Here is a 15,601-nt window from a genome sequence, read left to right on the forward strand (position 1 = left end):
TTTCCTGCTGTATTGTCTGTGGCCGAACTGCCATCTGCCTGTTCCTTGTGTAAAGCACCCCGTAACCCGATGCTGAGGCATTGCTCCCTTCATAAAACATGGTTTACTCACTACAGCTTATCTACCTGCTCCAGCTTATGTTATGTCTGTTCTGCTGACCACTGCTTATATAAGGAAGTGCCGTTACTTCAGGGGAGGCAGTGTACGCAGGATCTCCGCAGCATCCCGCCCGTCGCCTGTGAAAGACACTGCCAGCGTGGCAGCCATATCCAGTGCAAACACTCTGGTATAAACCTCCATCGAACGTGGATCCCTGTGACCAGCCAGTGCCTGGATGACTTTCCGGGGCTGGCGGTGATAGAGCATGTGCATGATATAGCTGTGCCGGAAGGTATGTGGTGTGACCGGAATCGAAAAGTGTACTCCGTCAGCTTCGGCCCGTCTGACAGCCTGCTTCAGCCAGTTGCGCATGGTTTCGTCGGTCACGGCCCATAATGGTTCACGACGACGGGGCCGGGTGGTGATCATCCAGCTTTCCATCTGCCTGACATAGCTTATATCTGTCAGCGGAACCAGGCGCACTTCATCTTTTGGCGGGCGTCCGCGTCGCGCACGCACTTTTTCGGACAGGATCCGCACAAACGGTCTTACTCCATCCAGGTCAAATGATTCCGGTGTCAGCATCCGGGCTTCGCCAATACGCATTCCGGTATTCCAGAGGGTGGCGAACAGCATATGGTGACGCTGATCCGGCATATAGAAAAGAAGGGCACTCACTTCCGGGGCCAGCAGGTAGGCCGGTGTGGCCCCTGTGGAAGTGGCCATTCTTCTCAGGGAGAGCGCTGTTGCAAAATCCACCCCCGGCGCAATGGGTAACAGGGAGACGCGTTCTGGTGAATTCTGCAGGGGAATGACATTGTTCATGAGTTATTTTTCACGTAGCACACGCACTGTTTATGGATACAGGTATTCTGACCTGAACGCCCGGATCCTTCCACGACAATAAATCGCAGCGTGCGGATCCTTTTGTTTGCTTATCACGCATTATTGCGGGTAAAACCAAATACGTAAAGGTACGTTTTGCAGCAGGGATCCCGTATTAAGCCAGTCGTGGCGCGGGCTGAGGGCTGGTTTGCCGTTTTTGGGAGAATTGGGGTAATACCAAGTCAGCTATTGCCCTCGTGTTTGGGAAAGATTGATGCTGAGTGCATTCTTCAGAATAAGAACAGTTACTCCCAAAAAGCGCGATGGTATGACTGAATCCCTGAGAGAGAGAAAAACTTTCCGCAAAACAGCAATATTAGCCTGCAGAATAATTATCAGATTAACCGTTCCAATATTATCTCTGCATCTGATGATAAGCTGTCCTCCACTATAAGTCTGCGTACAACTTTTTCTGATAGCCGTAGCCCCTCATGTTTGAGTATCGCATGCAGACGATGATAGCCATAACACTGGTAGTTACTGTAAAAGATATCTGTCAGCATCGTACGTATCGTTACGTATTTATCATAGGTCTTCAGTGCAGCCTGGTTATAAAAATAACGGCGACGGGAAAAATATTCTTTCAGTCTAACTACTATCTGCACATGTTAAAGAAATATACGAATCTGTGACCTCAACTCAGAGTGCCATGACAGAAGTCTTATATTATTCTCAATCATCATAATAATACTTATATACATCGAGAAAATACTTGCTGCTAGCCTCGCCCAGATGTTTTGTTATCTTTTCTGGATATATATTAAATTCTTTTAAAACATCCACATATTCCTTTACTGCTTTATTTGATTTATACTCACCACCAATAATTAAGTTCACATTATTTCTTTCACAACCAATTGCTAATGCTAAGATTCTTGCCATTTGATATGGACTGGTGTCAAGTTATTTTTAATAACTTACTGTATAACTGAACAACCTGAGCATGTCCATGAGTAATCGCTAATGACAGACCAGTAAAATCATAATATTTTACAGTCAATAACTCTTCGATAATATCCTTTGGTATATCTAACATTACTAGTGAATCAAAAAAAACTGAATCGTATTAATGTCCCCATTTTGATACGCAAGAAGTAATCCAGGGGCTCCATCATAATTTCTTGCTTCAAGCATCCTGATTATCTCACTTCTTGTGAGATTACTATTTTTAAGTACATCGCAATAAGCTCGTATTGCGTCAGCATGACCATTTTGAAATGCAGCAAACAATCCTGGGGTATATTTATTAGAACCATATGATTCACATTTAAATGCTGAAAGCAGATACTCTAAATCTCTATTTTCATCAATGTTGTCCAGTACAAGTTTACCATAACTCTTAATAGCTTGCGCGTGTCCACTATTGCTGGGTAAGATCAGATGTCTGGAAATATAGGGGCAAATCCACATCTACTGTCTGGTATTTCAGGGGGCCGGCTCACTGTATAAATAACCGGTAACTGTCAGATCAGGTCTGAGCGAATACAGCTTACGAATCATTTGTTGTCTGGAGATTCAGGGAGTCCAGTCTAGTAGACTGGACCCTCATCATATATGATATTTGAATTTAACTATTATATATAATAACTTCATTGACGACATTATTAGATAATAAAAATATATCTCTTAGATATATGTGATGTTTATAAGATATAGTTATTTTGGTAAGAGAGTTACGTAAATGACCGTTTCCTGTCGCTCTCAGCTTTAATGCTATCTCAAATATTCTAAATGTGTCATAAATTTTCAGAATACATTTATCCTCGTTGCAAGTAGCGGTCACTTTTATTTTTTTATGAGTACTCAAAATAGATAAATCTATAGTTTCAGGATTTTTATTGTCATTATGAAGGAAAACATGATGACTGGGTTGCTCAACACAGTAAAAACGATATACACCTCCTTTATTACCAAATACATAAGAAGCATTGTTTTTATCTATAGTAATATTTACATCATTATTTTTTACTTTGTATGTTAATATGTTTTCATGGTTTTCTATTGTGTAGTCCCGATAATCAAAGACCTTGGCTGCTCTTTTCAATATATTTCTCTTATCGTAAGAGCTTATATTGCCGGGTTTTATTAACCAGTATTCAGTATGATGTTTAAAATAGGTGCTCATGTTTATTTTCTCTAGCACCGGCTCCCCAGTATCATTTATTTTAAATTCTATGCCATCATCTGTAATAAAGTTCAAAGTGTTTACATAAGTAGCCATGGATATATTTTTTTGGGATAAATATTTATTGTTCTGTTATCATCTATTGTCATTTCATTAAGAGAGATAATAAGGTGAGACGCATCATAACTTATATGGTAAATATCCTCAAATTTACATCCTATATTAATGTGCTGGTGATGCTCAACACTTCCCAAAAAAACAGACAGTTTAAAGTTTTTTCTGTTCGCATCAGGGATAGCAATTATATTTGCACCTCCACATAAATGTATTTTAGTGTCCGCAGCGCCTACAACAAAGTTGTTACTATGACTGTTTCCTATAAAAGTATTAACACCAAAATCAGAACCAATAAGAGAATTTATATTGTTTTGGGTTAGCGTCATTGTTGTATGTTTTTTAAAATGTGACTGAGGATAAGTATAAGTTACAACATTTTGCTTTTCATTATTATTTAAATCAACAGTAACATTTGTATCAGTGCCACCAATAGAGCTCAACTCCTTAAAAGATATGGCATTTTGTGTATCTTTTTTTCCATTTAATTTGAAGTTACCAATACCATTGGTATAAATAACTCCACCTTTCTTCCCAAATTCTACATTAAATTTATATTCTGATAGTTCATCTATATCGTGCCATGCCCCCTCAACTTTTGGTAAAAATAGATTTATAAAGTCATCACCAGATATAATATTGGTATATTTAAACCTACGAGAAATCAAAGGTAAGTCTGTTCTGGCCACTTCCTGAAAATCGTTCCAAGTCATACGAATAACTTCTGTATGAGCTATTATCTGGGAACCATAACCCAGAATAACAGCACTATATTTCCCTTCGGGAATCTGGGGGGTTTTTGAAGGCCAATTTCTGTTTGCAAAACCTTTTACAATAGCGGTCTCTGATGATAAATCTGAGCATTGTATCTGATCTGTATTACCAAAAATATTAGGGATATGGGCATCTGAATTGTCAACACACGCAATAGCATATTTGCTTATTCTTCGAACCTCTTCATCCGAAAGAGAGGGATCATTTCCAACATTCTTACCATCATTATAGGAAGGAAAGCCCGTAAATTCAGGGGGGGTAACGGAGAGATTTAATGTTATCCCACCAAGAATATGGCAAGAGGAAAGGTCAATCGTTCCATTTTCTATATCAACATTAAGAAGAGTCTTAGATGTCGTTTCAAAAAATTCCTCCAATTTTACCCATGCCTCTCTTCTCATATTCTCTTGATGTATATAGCCCTCAAATTGTCTTATTTCTTGTTGAAGAAACATTAATGGAAATGATGCCAATCCAACTGGAGGAAGAATAAAACCTGATAGAGCTATACCAGTAAACGTCGAAGCAAAAGCAATATCAACCTCTGCCAGAAGCTTCTCTAGACTGCCATCAGGTGCTCTGGAGTATGTTTTAAACGACTCACCTAAAGACCATAAGTTTAAGGCAGTATCAAAAACAGGAAAACGAACAATACTGGATAATTTAGAAAGGAATTTACCGGTCGCCCCTCCAACCTGTATGGCTAATTGGTTAAGTTTCAGTGATGCAATCCCTTCTAAGGTGAAATCACTAATTGAGCCGAACTGACTTTTCCCCATAAAGTTAAGAGATAACCCGACTATTTTCTCAGTTATTGTCTTAACATCACTTACCATATTAGAATGGTCAATAGATGATATAAAATTGTCACCAAGAGATAGTCTTACATATTGAATAATAGATACAATAGACATGATGGCATCAATATTCATATTATTAATGCCATCCGATAATGCATCAAGCCCCTTACGCATGTTTAAAGTTAAATCAGAAACATCAACATCTAATACAATATTTTTATTACCAGATGTACTTTCTAATGATACGATAGCTTTATCTGAGGTGTTTATATTTATTGATTTGAGTTTGAGATTCTGTTCTCCAATGCTATTTATATTTTTAGCTACTTTAGAATAAATAGCTGTAATAATATTAGATATATGTTTATATTGTTCTTGTTGGCGGATTGACATAATGTCTTCCTGATATTGCGCTGGCAATATATCATTTAATTTAGTAATTTTTTGTCCATCAAGAGGAGCTAACTCATCCATTATAACTTGAAGGCGATCATATTCATTTATGTCAATATGATGTGTATCAATATACTTTTTCAATATATTAACATCTATTTTTAGGTCTTTTATTTTTAATACCCCGGTCTTTGCATTTTGCTCATCAATACGAGCGCCATTTATAGTTACTCCATACTCATACAACTTTATTAGTTCAAACTCTTTTTCTTTTATAAGAACTTTGATATTTGATCCTTTTATCTTTTCAAATGTGTTTTCTCTATAATAGCGTTGTAAATTTAATGCATCATTTCCAGTAATTGAGTCCCAGTTCTCACTCTTAGTAAAAAAAATATCAATAGCTTCACTTCCACCAGTATAAAGATGCTGTACCTCAGGTGAAATACTGATTGACGCCTCAGTGAACTTTAATGCTGATCTTAAATCAGGAAAATCAGCATGACCAAAATTTGGATCTGTTACACGGTAATCATTGTCAAATTTAGAAATAATCATCCCATGGTAATCAGTTGTAACCAATATCTTTTTTATATTATTATCTAATAAGTACTCAACAACGCTATTTAACTCAAAATCAGAGATTCTTATTTTTTCAAGAGAGTTAGAGTGAAGTAAATAATTATTTCCATGTTGGTGAGAATACTGAATTTGGTTATTGATCAACTCCAGAGTCCTCTTATCTCTTTCAGAAATATGCACTTCTTGACTTTCTTGAGACAATGCACTCACTAGATCTAAATTCTTTTGTAATATTGTATAGTGTTCTTTATCATTCACCCGCAAATATAACTCAGCAAGCCCCATGCAACGTCCTTCTGAGGGTGATAACAGCATCTGTGGGTGAAATATGATATTTTCACCATTAAACTTTGTTACTGTATCTTTCCACTGCACTGCATGTTTATTATAAAAATTATGCCAGCTTAATGCTCTGTATTTTGCTTGTATAGATATATCATGTACTTTACGTCGAGAAATATAATCAACTCCCCCTGTATAACCAATCTCGTTAAAGGTTTTATCCTCAATAAATATTGAATCGGCAATTGAGAATAGTGATGGTTTTTTGAACTCCACATTCTTTAATGTAAATCCAATGATAGAGGGAAAGTCAGATGCTGCAATGTTTGTAATTATTTCTGTAAACCCGTTTTTTCCTGAAAAAATCCGATTTAATTCAGAGACGGAAATATCATCGATACTTTTTAATTGACTCAGTGAACTGTCAAGGTGTGTGTCATCTTGTAAAAGGAACCGGAAGTCTCTGTCATTAAATAATATTTTTATTTGTTCCCTTGTCATTTCTTTGATATCTTTCTTTATGTCATAAAGCATTGATAAATAGTCATTCAGTCTATCTAATATAACATTGCTATATCGACTCTCATAATCCTTAATTCCTGATGTAATAATATCGGATGTCAAAATGCCATCTGAGCAAGAAAGTTTTATACCAAGCGGAGAAACAGATTGGTTCATTATAGATGAGAAGTATTTATTGAGAGCGTTAAACTCTAAGCCATCTATAATATGTTCAAACGCTATTTTTAATTCTTGCTCATGTCCGGTACCAAAAAGTACCTGATTACCTAAAATGTAATCATATATTTTACTCAATATGAACTTTGTGTCTGATTCATTCTGTAGAGTATATTGAGAAACAATGTTTACTAATTCTGTTGATGGAGAGGCCATGGCAGCTTCCTGCATCATAACACCTGATTCTTGACGAAGAATCCCATATCTGACTATACTGTCAAGGTCATCAAAATAATAATCACTGTGCATCATTTTTTTTATCAGTCTATTATCAAGGTCATGCGAAATATATTTCACTATGATCCTTTTTTCTATACCTCTATCTTTTGCTGTTTGTAATAGCATATCAAGCATGTTTTTTTCACTTGTTATATATTTATTCCATATAGGTTTTATTCCAGCGTAGTTTTTTAGTGAGTTAAGCATATGTATATCAATGATACTAATATCTTTCCCCATTATGTTGATGTTTTTTTTATGAGGTGATGCATGTGCTTTAATTTCAATGTCAGTTATTTTTTTCTTTATTTCTTCATTATCTGACAACTCCATTAAAACAACCTGCAAGGTCTCTTGTTCATGTGATGTTATAATGCCCATCTGTTCTTTTTTCTTCAAATTACTATATAGCTCTAGCTTTTTCTTCTCTTCTGTATTGGATGTAAGCATTAGCTCTGCCAAGAGTTTTTCTCTTTTTCCTATTATAAATAATTCTCTGAGTAATAAATTCTTGCTATAAAAATCATCTCTCCATATTATCACTTTTGTTGAAGGATCTCCGTACAGGAATGAGAGAATTGATTTTTTGTATTGCTCAGGATGTTTATTTATGTCGCTCAATAAATAATGGACTTTGTTGTCTATTGGAATCTTTATATTATTTATTTTCTCTATTAGTTGAGAGGATAAAGATATTCCAGCCCATTTTACAAGGTTATTGTCAGATAATATGAGATTATTGTAAATTTTTTTATCAATGGATGACAAATGTTCTAAATTAATATTCTCAGAGTTGATGATTGCATTATAATCATGCTCGAAAGTGGGATGTTCTTTTTGTAGTTTATCCTTTAACTCTGCCGGCCAACCAATCATTAACCTCTTTAAATCAATTCTTATAGGATTTATATCTAATTGATGAGTTTTTATATTTGTTGTGGGTAATGTTGACACTACTTCTTTTATATTTATATTTTTACCAGTCCATGTGCTTGCGTCATCGGGGGTTATATCATTAATCCCCACGCTTTGTGGGTTAATCCAATCATAATGTTCTCCCGCTAGATTACTAATCTTTTCCAAATCTCCCACGAATGAATCCTTTGACAATCCTTTAAATCGAGTGTCTTCATAGTCCATTCGACATTTTCCAAGTTCTCCTAACGAATTATAATAGTTTTTGAGCGAACGCATTATCGCATCGGGACCAGTTATATGAAGGGTGCTATATACACGGGGAATAAGCCCATCCATTCTGTACTTTGAAAACAAGCTATTATCTGAATATTTATGGGGAACAAACTTAACTTTTTCTTTTCGTCTAGTAAGTTTTTCTGATGAGTTGAATATATTATCACTTAATATTTCATACAGTTTTTTACCTCTTAAATCTGTGTTGTAATTTGATAGGGCATCTCCATTAATTGATATGACACGATCAAAGACATAATCTCCATTTACTTTTTTGAGATGGTATTTTTTTCCATATGACAAACCATCATCATTAAAAAAATCATCCAGATAGGTACTTATTTTCTTTATACTTGAAAATTCAACAGTCCCCATTTTAGTGTCATAAAAACCGTATTTTTGGACAGAATCTTCAAGGATAGACCATAGTGCCATTGTATTTTTTTTTGTTTCTAACTCTAATAGCAAAGGTTCATTGCTAATATCACTTCTAAGAAGTCGCTCTTTTATCTCTGTTAAAGATTGACTTTCTAGTTTTTCTGTTGATATTTGTGTGTCTGTTGAATGTATAGGGTTTTTAACATGAAGTTGTATTAATGTTTTAAATAACTGATTTGCCTTTGCAACCTCTGTTTCTGAATATCTATCTGGATCATTCAGGATGGATGCTGTAATATGTAAACTCTCTATTACACCATCATTGTTATTTTTTTTCTTGTGTGTCAAATATTTTTCAGTAAGTATAAGAACCGATAGTGGATCTCTTCTCCCACTATATCCATCTCCAACTAAATCCAAAAAGAACAATTGCGGTACCATCTTTTCTTTTGCAAAAAAATCAATACCGTCATTATTAGCTGTTTTACTAAAAAGTAGGTGTTCTCTTTCTGGTTTTGCTTGAAATGAAGTTGATAAAACACGCTTTTCAACTTCATAAGATAATGCACCAAGTTGTTTCTTATTAAACTTATCTTTATTGTGTTTCATTAATAACACAATGTCTTTTGCTTTCATCGTATTCTGGAAACCTGGAACTATATCAACAGCATTCCCATCCTTATATCCTTGAAGGAAATCGATATTACCTCTTATATCATCTTTTGAATCACTTATATTTTCAGGATACAAGAGTTTGAGGTACTCCTTCATCGGTTTTTCCAAATAATTTAAATTTTCCTTTTGGGATTTTTTCTTGTCATCATTTTCCAGTCCAGAAACAAATAATGTAGCCTCCATTTTTTCACGCTCTCGTCGAAATGAATATTGATTATCTCTATTATGATAATAATCCTGCTCTTTAATCTTTTCTGTCCTAAGTTGTTCTCGTATCCCCAATATCTCCCGGTATGTCTCATCCTGTCCAGACATAATAAAGTCGGAAGCACGACTACCTTTATGCGTAGCCATAAAATTATTATTCCCTCTAATGTTCCATCCCTTTTCCTCCCCCCACCACTGATAACGTTTTGATAATACTAGGTAGTCACGTATGACTTTTGTGTCTATTGGCGAAAATACTTCATTATTCTCTTTTATTTTACTAATAATTATCTCTAATCTATTTTGACCATCTAAGGGTAACGCCTTTTTAAGGCCTGAGCTCGCCTCTCCACTTATGTACGAAAGAATTTCATCACTGAGTGCGCGACGGTATGTTATATCTTCTAAGAAGTCATAATTATTACTATTATCAGTTATTATCTTATATACATCTTTTGTATAGGCAGGGGTTACATCATAGTCTGTATAAATTCCTCCGTATTGTTTCAAGACAGATATCCTCAGTTGGTCTGTTGCTGCAGCATAATTTCCCCTAAGAATTAATTCTTGTTGGTATTGTTGTTTTCTGTGCACTTTCTTCATATCTGAAAGTATTTTTATGTCATTTATAGATACTTTCTCCTTTCCAAAGATATCAATGAGTTTCTTCTCCAGATGTTTTATTTTTTCTTTATTTTGATAAATATTTTCCTTAAATTCACTTAATTGAATGTCATCGTATTTTAATATATCCTTTAAAAAATCAATGCGGTCATTGTCGTTAAATGTCAACAATCCCTTTGCATATGCGTAATTCATTATTGAATCCTGAATGTTCAATATTGAATTAAATAAATGAATTTCAAAAACATGGCTCAGTTTTGAGTAAGTCTTGTTATTTAGCGTTTTCCCAGATTTTATATCTAAAACTTCACTATGAGTTAATGAGTTAAGCATCTCATGTTTTGCATTTTCAATAGCTAGTTCTTTTAGTTTTTGATTAAATGAATAAGCCGACATTGCATCATGATCAACCCATAAATTAAATACAAAGTCAGGATATGCTAATTTATAAGCTTTAGCATATTTTGTGATGCTATCAGGCGGGGCCCCTGCAACCCAAATAACATGAATATTAGGCTCTATTTGCACTTTGTGACTTTTATACTCATTTTGTATTGTTTTAATTAATGATGAAATATTTTCTTTTTCAATGCTTCCATTATCACTAATATCTATTTCTTTATATATTTTTGACAAGATATTTGCCTGACGCATCAGTGCTTCTAGGCCATCTCGGCTATTTTTGTTACTTAGTTCATTATAAAGCTTTATATTTGACTTTAATGATTTTATTAGACCATCAGAAATATAACAAGTATGATCACTTCCTGAGTGAATTTTTTCCTCTATATTCCCCTCAGTTAAACCATAAGTGTGCTCTTTATTCTGGTTGTGAATTGCACTATCGACAACAATATCATCTAAAGATCTTTTTATTTTCTTTTTATATGGTTCTTGAGGTATTTTGTCTGACCAAGATAGACTATGCGTTTCTTTTGAATTGTTATAATGTATTTGAGTGTCTTTATTATTATAGAGACCTAAAAATTTATGAGCGATACTATCTTTTTTGATGTTGCTAGGGACTGCTAAATTATTCACGTATTGTATCGATGATATCAGTAAAACTATCCTATGAGCCAGCGCTGATTTCCAGTTCCCCCCCCCCCCACGTATGGGTTTTTTTTATCTCAGTTATTGAAAAACTTTTTCTTATTTCATCTTGGATAAGCTTTCCTGCCATTATAACATCCTCAGTTGAGGATGGTTTTATTTTTCGCAACAAACTTAAAGTACCTATATTTTTCTTATCTTGAATTAGATTTGTTTCTTTATGTACTTGTGATTTCTCAACTCTCATATATTCTCCATTATTTTATAAATATATCGTGCTAAATGTATTTGCCCCTATATTGCCAGACACCAGTATCACTTACCCCATTACTGAACCGTCGCCGCAGATATTCCCGTAGTGAACAATATCTCAGAACACAATGTGGATGTCATTCTGACCCGTCCCAATAACATCGGACAAATATAACAATCGATGATTACTGGAAATGCAGGGCTACATTCCTTCTGCAGAAGCAGAAAAAGCTTATCAGCGCGAACGTAACACACAGTTTTTCTCAGTTATCACAGTGGAACTCGACCCCGTCAGAGAACCATCACTGATTACTTTCTTTCTCAGCCACTCTGCCTATATGTGCCCTTTTAGATGGCGTTACAACAGGGTTACGCTTAAGCAACAGCGCATTTTGGCGCATGATGTCAACGCCACGCTCTTTGACTGTTTAGGTAAAGCTACCGCATGTCATTGGCAAATACCCCAAATGACAGATAGATATAGTTCAATTTTAAGCTTAACAATTAGCATGGAAATACTGTCAATCCTCTGTACGGTTGAAACTGTAGTGACACACTGAATTTGACCACCTGAACAGAGGTGATATGCTCACCTCAGAACAACACAGGTGCTCCAATGAAAAAAGAAATTTCAGCGCAGAGTTTAAACGCGAATCCGCTCAACTGGTTGTTGACCAGAACTACACGGTGGCAGATGCCGCCAAAGCTATGGATGTTGGCCTTTCCACAATGACAAGATGGGTCAAACAGCTGCGTGATGAGCGTCAGGGCAAAACACCAAAAGCCCCTCCGATAACACCAGAACAAATCGAAATACGTGAGCGGAGGAAAAAGCTACAACGCATTGAAATGGAGAATGAAATATTAAAAAAGGCTACCGCGCTCCTGATGTCAGACTCCCTGAACAGTTCGCGATAATCGGGAAACTCAGAGCGCATTATCCTGTGGTCACACTCTGCCATGTGTTCGGGGTTCATCGCAGCAGCTACAGATACTGGAAAAACCGTCCTGAAAAACCAGACGGCAGACGGGCTGTATTACGCAGTCAGGTACTTGAGCTACATGGCATCAGCCACGGTTCGGCCGGAGCAAGAAGCATCGCCACAATGGCAACCCGGAGAGGCTACCAGATGGGACGCTGGCTTGCTGGCAGGCCATGAAAGAGCTGGGGCTGGTCAGCTGCAGCCGACTCACCGGTATAAACGTGGTGGTCATAAACAGGCGCTGTCAGAACATGACATTAAGCCAGTATTGGTAACGTAAGTGCCCACCTTTTCAACTAGTGGACACCTGTTATGGAGCAGAAAATATTATCCGTAGAACCCCGCAGATCATTTTCAAATGAGTTTAAACTTCAAATGGTTAAACTGGCTTCACAACCAGGAGCCTCTGTTGCCCGTATTGCCCGGGAACACGATATCAATGATAACCTCCTGTTCAAATGTAAGCGGCTCGCCAGAACCGTATTGATATTTACTGAGAGCTCAGATCAACTTTCTAGGGCAACAGATCGCGTACCCGGTTTGCCGGCCAGTCCAGGATATGCTCAATGACGTAACGCAGCCATTTTTCTGGTTTCACATGTTTCCATCCCCTGTGCGCTGCTTTCGGTCTTTCTGGTCCTGAAAGGTTGGGCACTGATGGGAGATGCGATGAGCCATGCGGTTTTTCCTGGCATCGTGCTTGCCTGGATTCTGGGGGTACCTCTGGCGACAGGGGCATTTGTCGCCGGAGTATTCTGTGCGGTGGCGACGGGATACCTGAAAGACAACTGCCGAATCAAGCAAGATACAGTGATGGGGATTGTTTTTTCTGGCATGTTTGCCGCAGGTCTGATCTTGTATATTGCAGTCAAACCAGACGTGCGTCTTGACCATATTCTTTTCGGCGACATGCTCGGGATAACCATCGGCGATATAATCCAGACGGTGATTATTGCCGGGCTGGTTACACTTGTTATTAGCGTAAAATGGCGGGATTTTTTGCTGTTCTGCTTTGATTATCAACAGGCGCAGGTAAGTGGTTTGCATACAAGATGGCTACATTATGGGCTGCTGTGCATGGTTTCTCTGACCATTGTGGCGACGCTGAAAGCGGTAGGTATCATTCTCTCTATTTCGCGTACAGCCCGGACCGGAAAGGCATACATCCACAGAATCACCTGTCCGGTTACAGCGGAGTGCTTCAGGCCGATGCTTCGGTGGCTACCGGGCGTTATACGAATCCGGCAGAATAACGGAAGCCGCGTGTATGGCCCATGCCCGGAGAAAAATCCACGATGTGCATGCAAGAGCGCCAACCGATATCACCACGGAAACCCTGCTGCGTATCGGTGAACTGTATGCCATCGAGGCAGAAGTCCGGGGATGTTCAGCAGAACAGTGTCTGGCAGCAAGAAAAGCCAGAGCTGCGCCACTGATGCAGTCACTGTATGACTGGATACAGACCCAGATGAAAACACTGTCGCGTCACTCAGATACGGCAAAAGCGTTCGCATACCTGCTGAAACAGTGGGAGGGCCTGAACGTGTACTGCAGTAATGGCCAGGTGGAAATCGACAACAACATCGCAGAGAACGCTTTACGGGGAGTGGCCGTAGGCCGGAAAAACTGGCTGTTCGCTGGTTCCGACAGCGGTGGCGAACATGCGGCGGTGTTGTACTCGCTGATCGGCACATGCCGCCTGAACAATGTGGAGCCAGAAAAATGGCTGCGTTACGTCATTGAGCATATCCTGGACTGGCCGGCAAACCGGGTACGCGATCTGTTGCCCTGGAAAGTTGATCTGAGCTCTCAGTAAATATCAATACGGTTCTGGCGAGCCGCTTACGGTCAATGTGTCCACCCATTTCAGAAGACGATCTAGCGTCCAGGTGGCATGCTGTCGATGTGCTTCAGGTGAGTGCACCGGGCGGTCAGCACAAGCGGTTTCGACAGCGAAATAGCACATGCTGGCTGTGAGTGCAACATCATAGCCTTACTTGATTGTACGGTAATGCCAAATACATGCAGACACTATGGTAAATAATACTGCGGCAAATAATGCCGTCACAATCAGCGCGATTGAGACACCTGTTTTCGACACCAGTGGCACCAACAATGCGCACAGCCCATAGCCAAGTGTGTGACTGGCCGCAAGCCAGCCCGCGCCTGTGCCGTCGGCCAGCTTATCATTCAGTAAAAGTTGATAAGCGGGGGTTGCCAGAGCGGCCCCAAATGACAGTACTGCACAGCCCAGGTAAAACAACCATAGCTGTTCAGCGAGCATGATTGCCAGACCACTACTCATCAACATCCCGGCACTCAGGAGCAGATTCACTGGAGTCAAGCGCTGTGGACGGAGTACCACGAACTGCGCGATAAGCGCAGCTACTGCGGACAGCCCCAACAACCACGCCACCTGTTGGCTAATAGTGGTGGTATCAGTGGCGAACTGGCGAGTAAGGGCTGGCGAAAGTCCAAGCTGCATCATGCTCATTGCCGCAGCCAGTAACATTGCGCAAAGCAGATAAGGCAGGTAATCCCGCTTCAGGCTGACGCTCTTGCGCTTCGGTGTGGGCTGTGGTGGTGTGCCGGGCAACCGCAGAAGCATCACCAGTGCCAGCGCTGGCGCTGCCATCAGCATACATACTGGCGCTATAGGGTGAATGACCAACATTGCCGCCGCGCACAGCGGCCCGAATAGCCTGCCGCAGCTCAGGCCAGAGCTGATAGTTGCCAGAGCGGCCATGCGATTCCCTTCTCCCGCTCTCTGCAATGCCCAGACCTGACAGGCTGGCACCATTGCCGACACGGTCAGCCCGTAGGCGATCCGGGCGATGATTAATATTCCCAGCCCCACCGCTGTTGTTACAGCACCGATAGCCATCAGCAGGCTTCCCAGCCCAAGCAGGGTAAAACTTACGCCATATCCTCCCAGAGCCCACAGCACCACAGTCTTACTGCCAGTAAGGGAAATTTGCTTTCCCCACCATGGGGAAGATGGCAGAAACAGCATTGAGCCCAGCATCAGCAGGGCAGCCCATACAGACAGACTCAGATTTGTCTGTATGACCAGAACAGGGAGTATAACCAGCAGACCGTTCTGTCCGATACCGAGAAGCCCGGCACTGAACGCAAGTGGCCAGCAGGACAGTGTTTTTTGGGGCGTTTCTTCGCTCTCAGGTGGCATTGTAATGTTTCAACTCCATGTATTAATTGTGTTTGTTTGT

At 39.2% G+C, this 15,601-nt stretch carries 5 protein-coding genes and 10 pseudogenes; 5 read left to right on the forward strand and 10 right to left on the reverse strand.

Going from position 1 to position 15,601, the window contains the following annotated elements; all coding sequences use genetic code 11:
• Positions 1–183 precede the first annotated feature (183 nt).
• Both PS053_RS22755 and PS053_RS22760 read right to left on the reverse strand, forming a co-directional pair.
• On the reverse strand, positions 184–924 hold the full coding sequence (locus PS053_RS22755; protein ID WP_158136703.1) for a tyrosine-type recombinase/integrase: 741 nt from the start codon (positions 922–924) through the stop codon (positions 184–186).
• Positions 925–1,044: 120 nt separating this feature from the next.
• Positions 1,045–1,167 (reverse strand): annotated as a pseudogene (locus PS053_RS22760) (hypothetical protein); the annotation flags it as partial.
• A gap of 37 nt (positions 1,168–1,204) precedes the next feature.
• Between PS053_RS22760 and PS053_RS22765 the strand changes: the two are divergent.
• A pseudogene (locus PS053_RS22765) lies at positions 1,205–1,359 on the forward strand (IS110 family transposase); the annotation flags it as partial.
• Here the strand turns inward: PS053_RS22765 and PS053_RS22770 are convergent.
• The 6 genes and pseudogenes from PS053_RS22770 to PS053_RS22795 all read right to left on the reverse strand — a co-directional run.
• Positions 1,359–1,556, reverse strand: a pseudogene (locus tag PS053_RS22770) (IS3 family transposase); the annotation flags it as partial. The pseudogenes PS053_RS22765 and PS053_RS22770 sit on opposite strands and share 1 nt — an antisense overlap.
• 100 nt (positions 1,557–1,656) lie before the next feature.
• A pseudogene (locus PS053_RS22775) lies at positions 1,657–2,346 on the reverse strand (enterotoxin); the annotation flags it as partial.
• Between the two features lie 205 nt (positions 2,347–2,551).
• Positions 2,552–3,205, reverse strand: a complete 654-nt coding sequence (locus tag PS053_RS22780; protein ID WP_273775131.1) for a hypothetical protein — start codon at positions 3,203–3,205, stop codon at positions 2,552–2,554.
• Positions 3,190–11,127, reverse strand: coding sequence for a TcdA/TcdB catalytic glycosyltransferase domain-containing protein (locus PS053_RS22785; RefSeq protein ID WP_273775133.1), 7,938 nt, complete (start codon positions 11,125–11,127; stop codon positions 3,190–3,192). Before PS053_RS22785 ends, PS053_RS22780 begins: the two co-directional genes overlap by 16 nt.
• A 31-nt stretch (positions 11,128–11,158) precedes the next feature.
• Complete coding sequence (locus PS053_RS22790) at positions 11,159–11,386, reverse strand: hypothetical protein (RefSeq protein ID WP_273775135.1); 228 nt, start codon at positions 11,384–11,386, stop codon at positions 11,159–11,161.
• A gap of 271 nt (positions 11,387–11,657) precedes the next feature.
• Positions 11,658–11,795 (reverse strand): annotated as a pseudogene (locus PS053_RS22795) (IS3 family transposase); the annotation flags it as partial.
• A gap of 181 nt (positions 11,796–11,976) precedes the next feature.
• Between PS053_RS22795 and PS053_RS22800 the strand changes: the two are divergent.
• A pseudogene (locus tag PS053_RS22800) lies at positions 11,977–12,609 on the forward strand (transposase); the annotation flags it as partial.
• 140 nt (positions 12,610–12,749) lie between these two features.
• A pseudogene (locus PS053_RS23205) lies at positions 12,750–12,842 on the forward strand (transposase); the annotation flags it as partial.
• Between the two features lie 46 nt (positions 12,843–12,888).
• Here PS053_RS23205 and PS053_RS23210 read toward each other — a convergent pair.
• Positions 12,889–12,975 (reverse strand): annotated as a pseudogene (locus PS053_RS23210) (transposase domain-containing protein); the annotation flags it as partial.
• Here PS053_RS23210 and sitD point away from each other — a divergent pair.
• Both sitD and tnpC read left to right on the forward strand, forming a co-directional pair.
• Positions 12,972–13,511 (forward strand): annotated as a pseudogene (sitD, locus tag PS053_RS22810) (iron/manganese ABC transporter permease subunit SitD); the annotation flags it as partial. The pseudogenes PS053_RS23210 and sitD overlap by 4 nt on opposite strands.
• Positions 13,400–14,190, forward strand: a pseudogene (gene tnpC, locus PS053_RS22815) (IS66 family transposase); the annotation flags it as partial. The pseudogenes sitD and tnpC, both read left to right, overlap by 112 nt.
• A gap of 177 nt (positions 14,191–14,367) precedes the next feature.
• Here the strand turns inward: tnpC and PS053_RS22820 are convergent.
• Positions 14,368–15,561 (reverse strand): MFS transporter, encoded by a 1,194-nt coding sequence (locus PS053_RS22820; RefSeq protein WP_256878418.1) that lies wholly within the window; start codon positions 15,559–15,561, stop codon positions 14,368–14,370.
• Positions 15,562–15,601: the final 40 nt, after the last annotated feature.

Origin of the sequence: Escherichia albertii, from assembly GCF_028622335.1 — a bacterium.
Classification (GTDB): Bacteria; Pseudomonadota; Gammaproteobacteria; order Enterobacterales; family Enterobacteriaceae; genus Escherichia; species Escherichia albertii.

Coding starts and splice junctions, on each gene's coding strand:
- PS053_RS22755 (WP_158136703.1), bottom strand. CDS start 924: ATGAACAATGTCATTCCCCTGCAGAATTCACCAGAACGCGTCTCCCTG.
- PS053_RS22780 (WP_273775131.1), bottom strand. CDS start 3,205: ATGGCTACTTATGTAAACACTTTGAACTTTATTACAGATGATGGCATA.
- PS053_RS22790 (WP_273775135.1), bottom strand. CDS start 11,386: ATGAGAGTTGAGAAATCACAAGTACATAAAGAAACAAATCTAATTCAA.
- PS053_RS22820 (WP_256878418.1), bottom strand. CDS start 15,561: ATGCCACCTGAGAGCGAAGAAACGCCCCAAAAAACACTGTCCTGCTGG.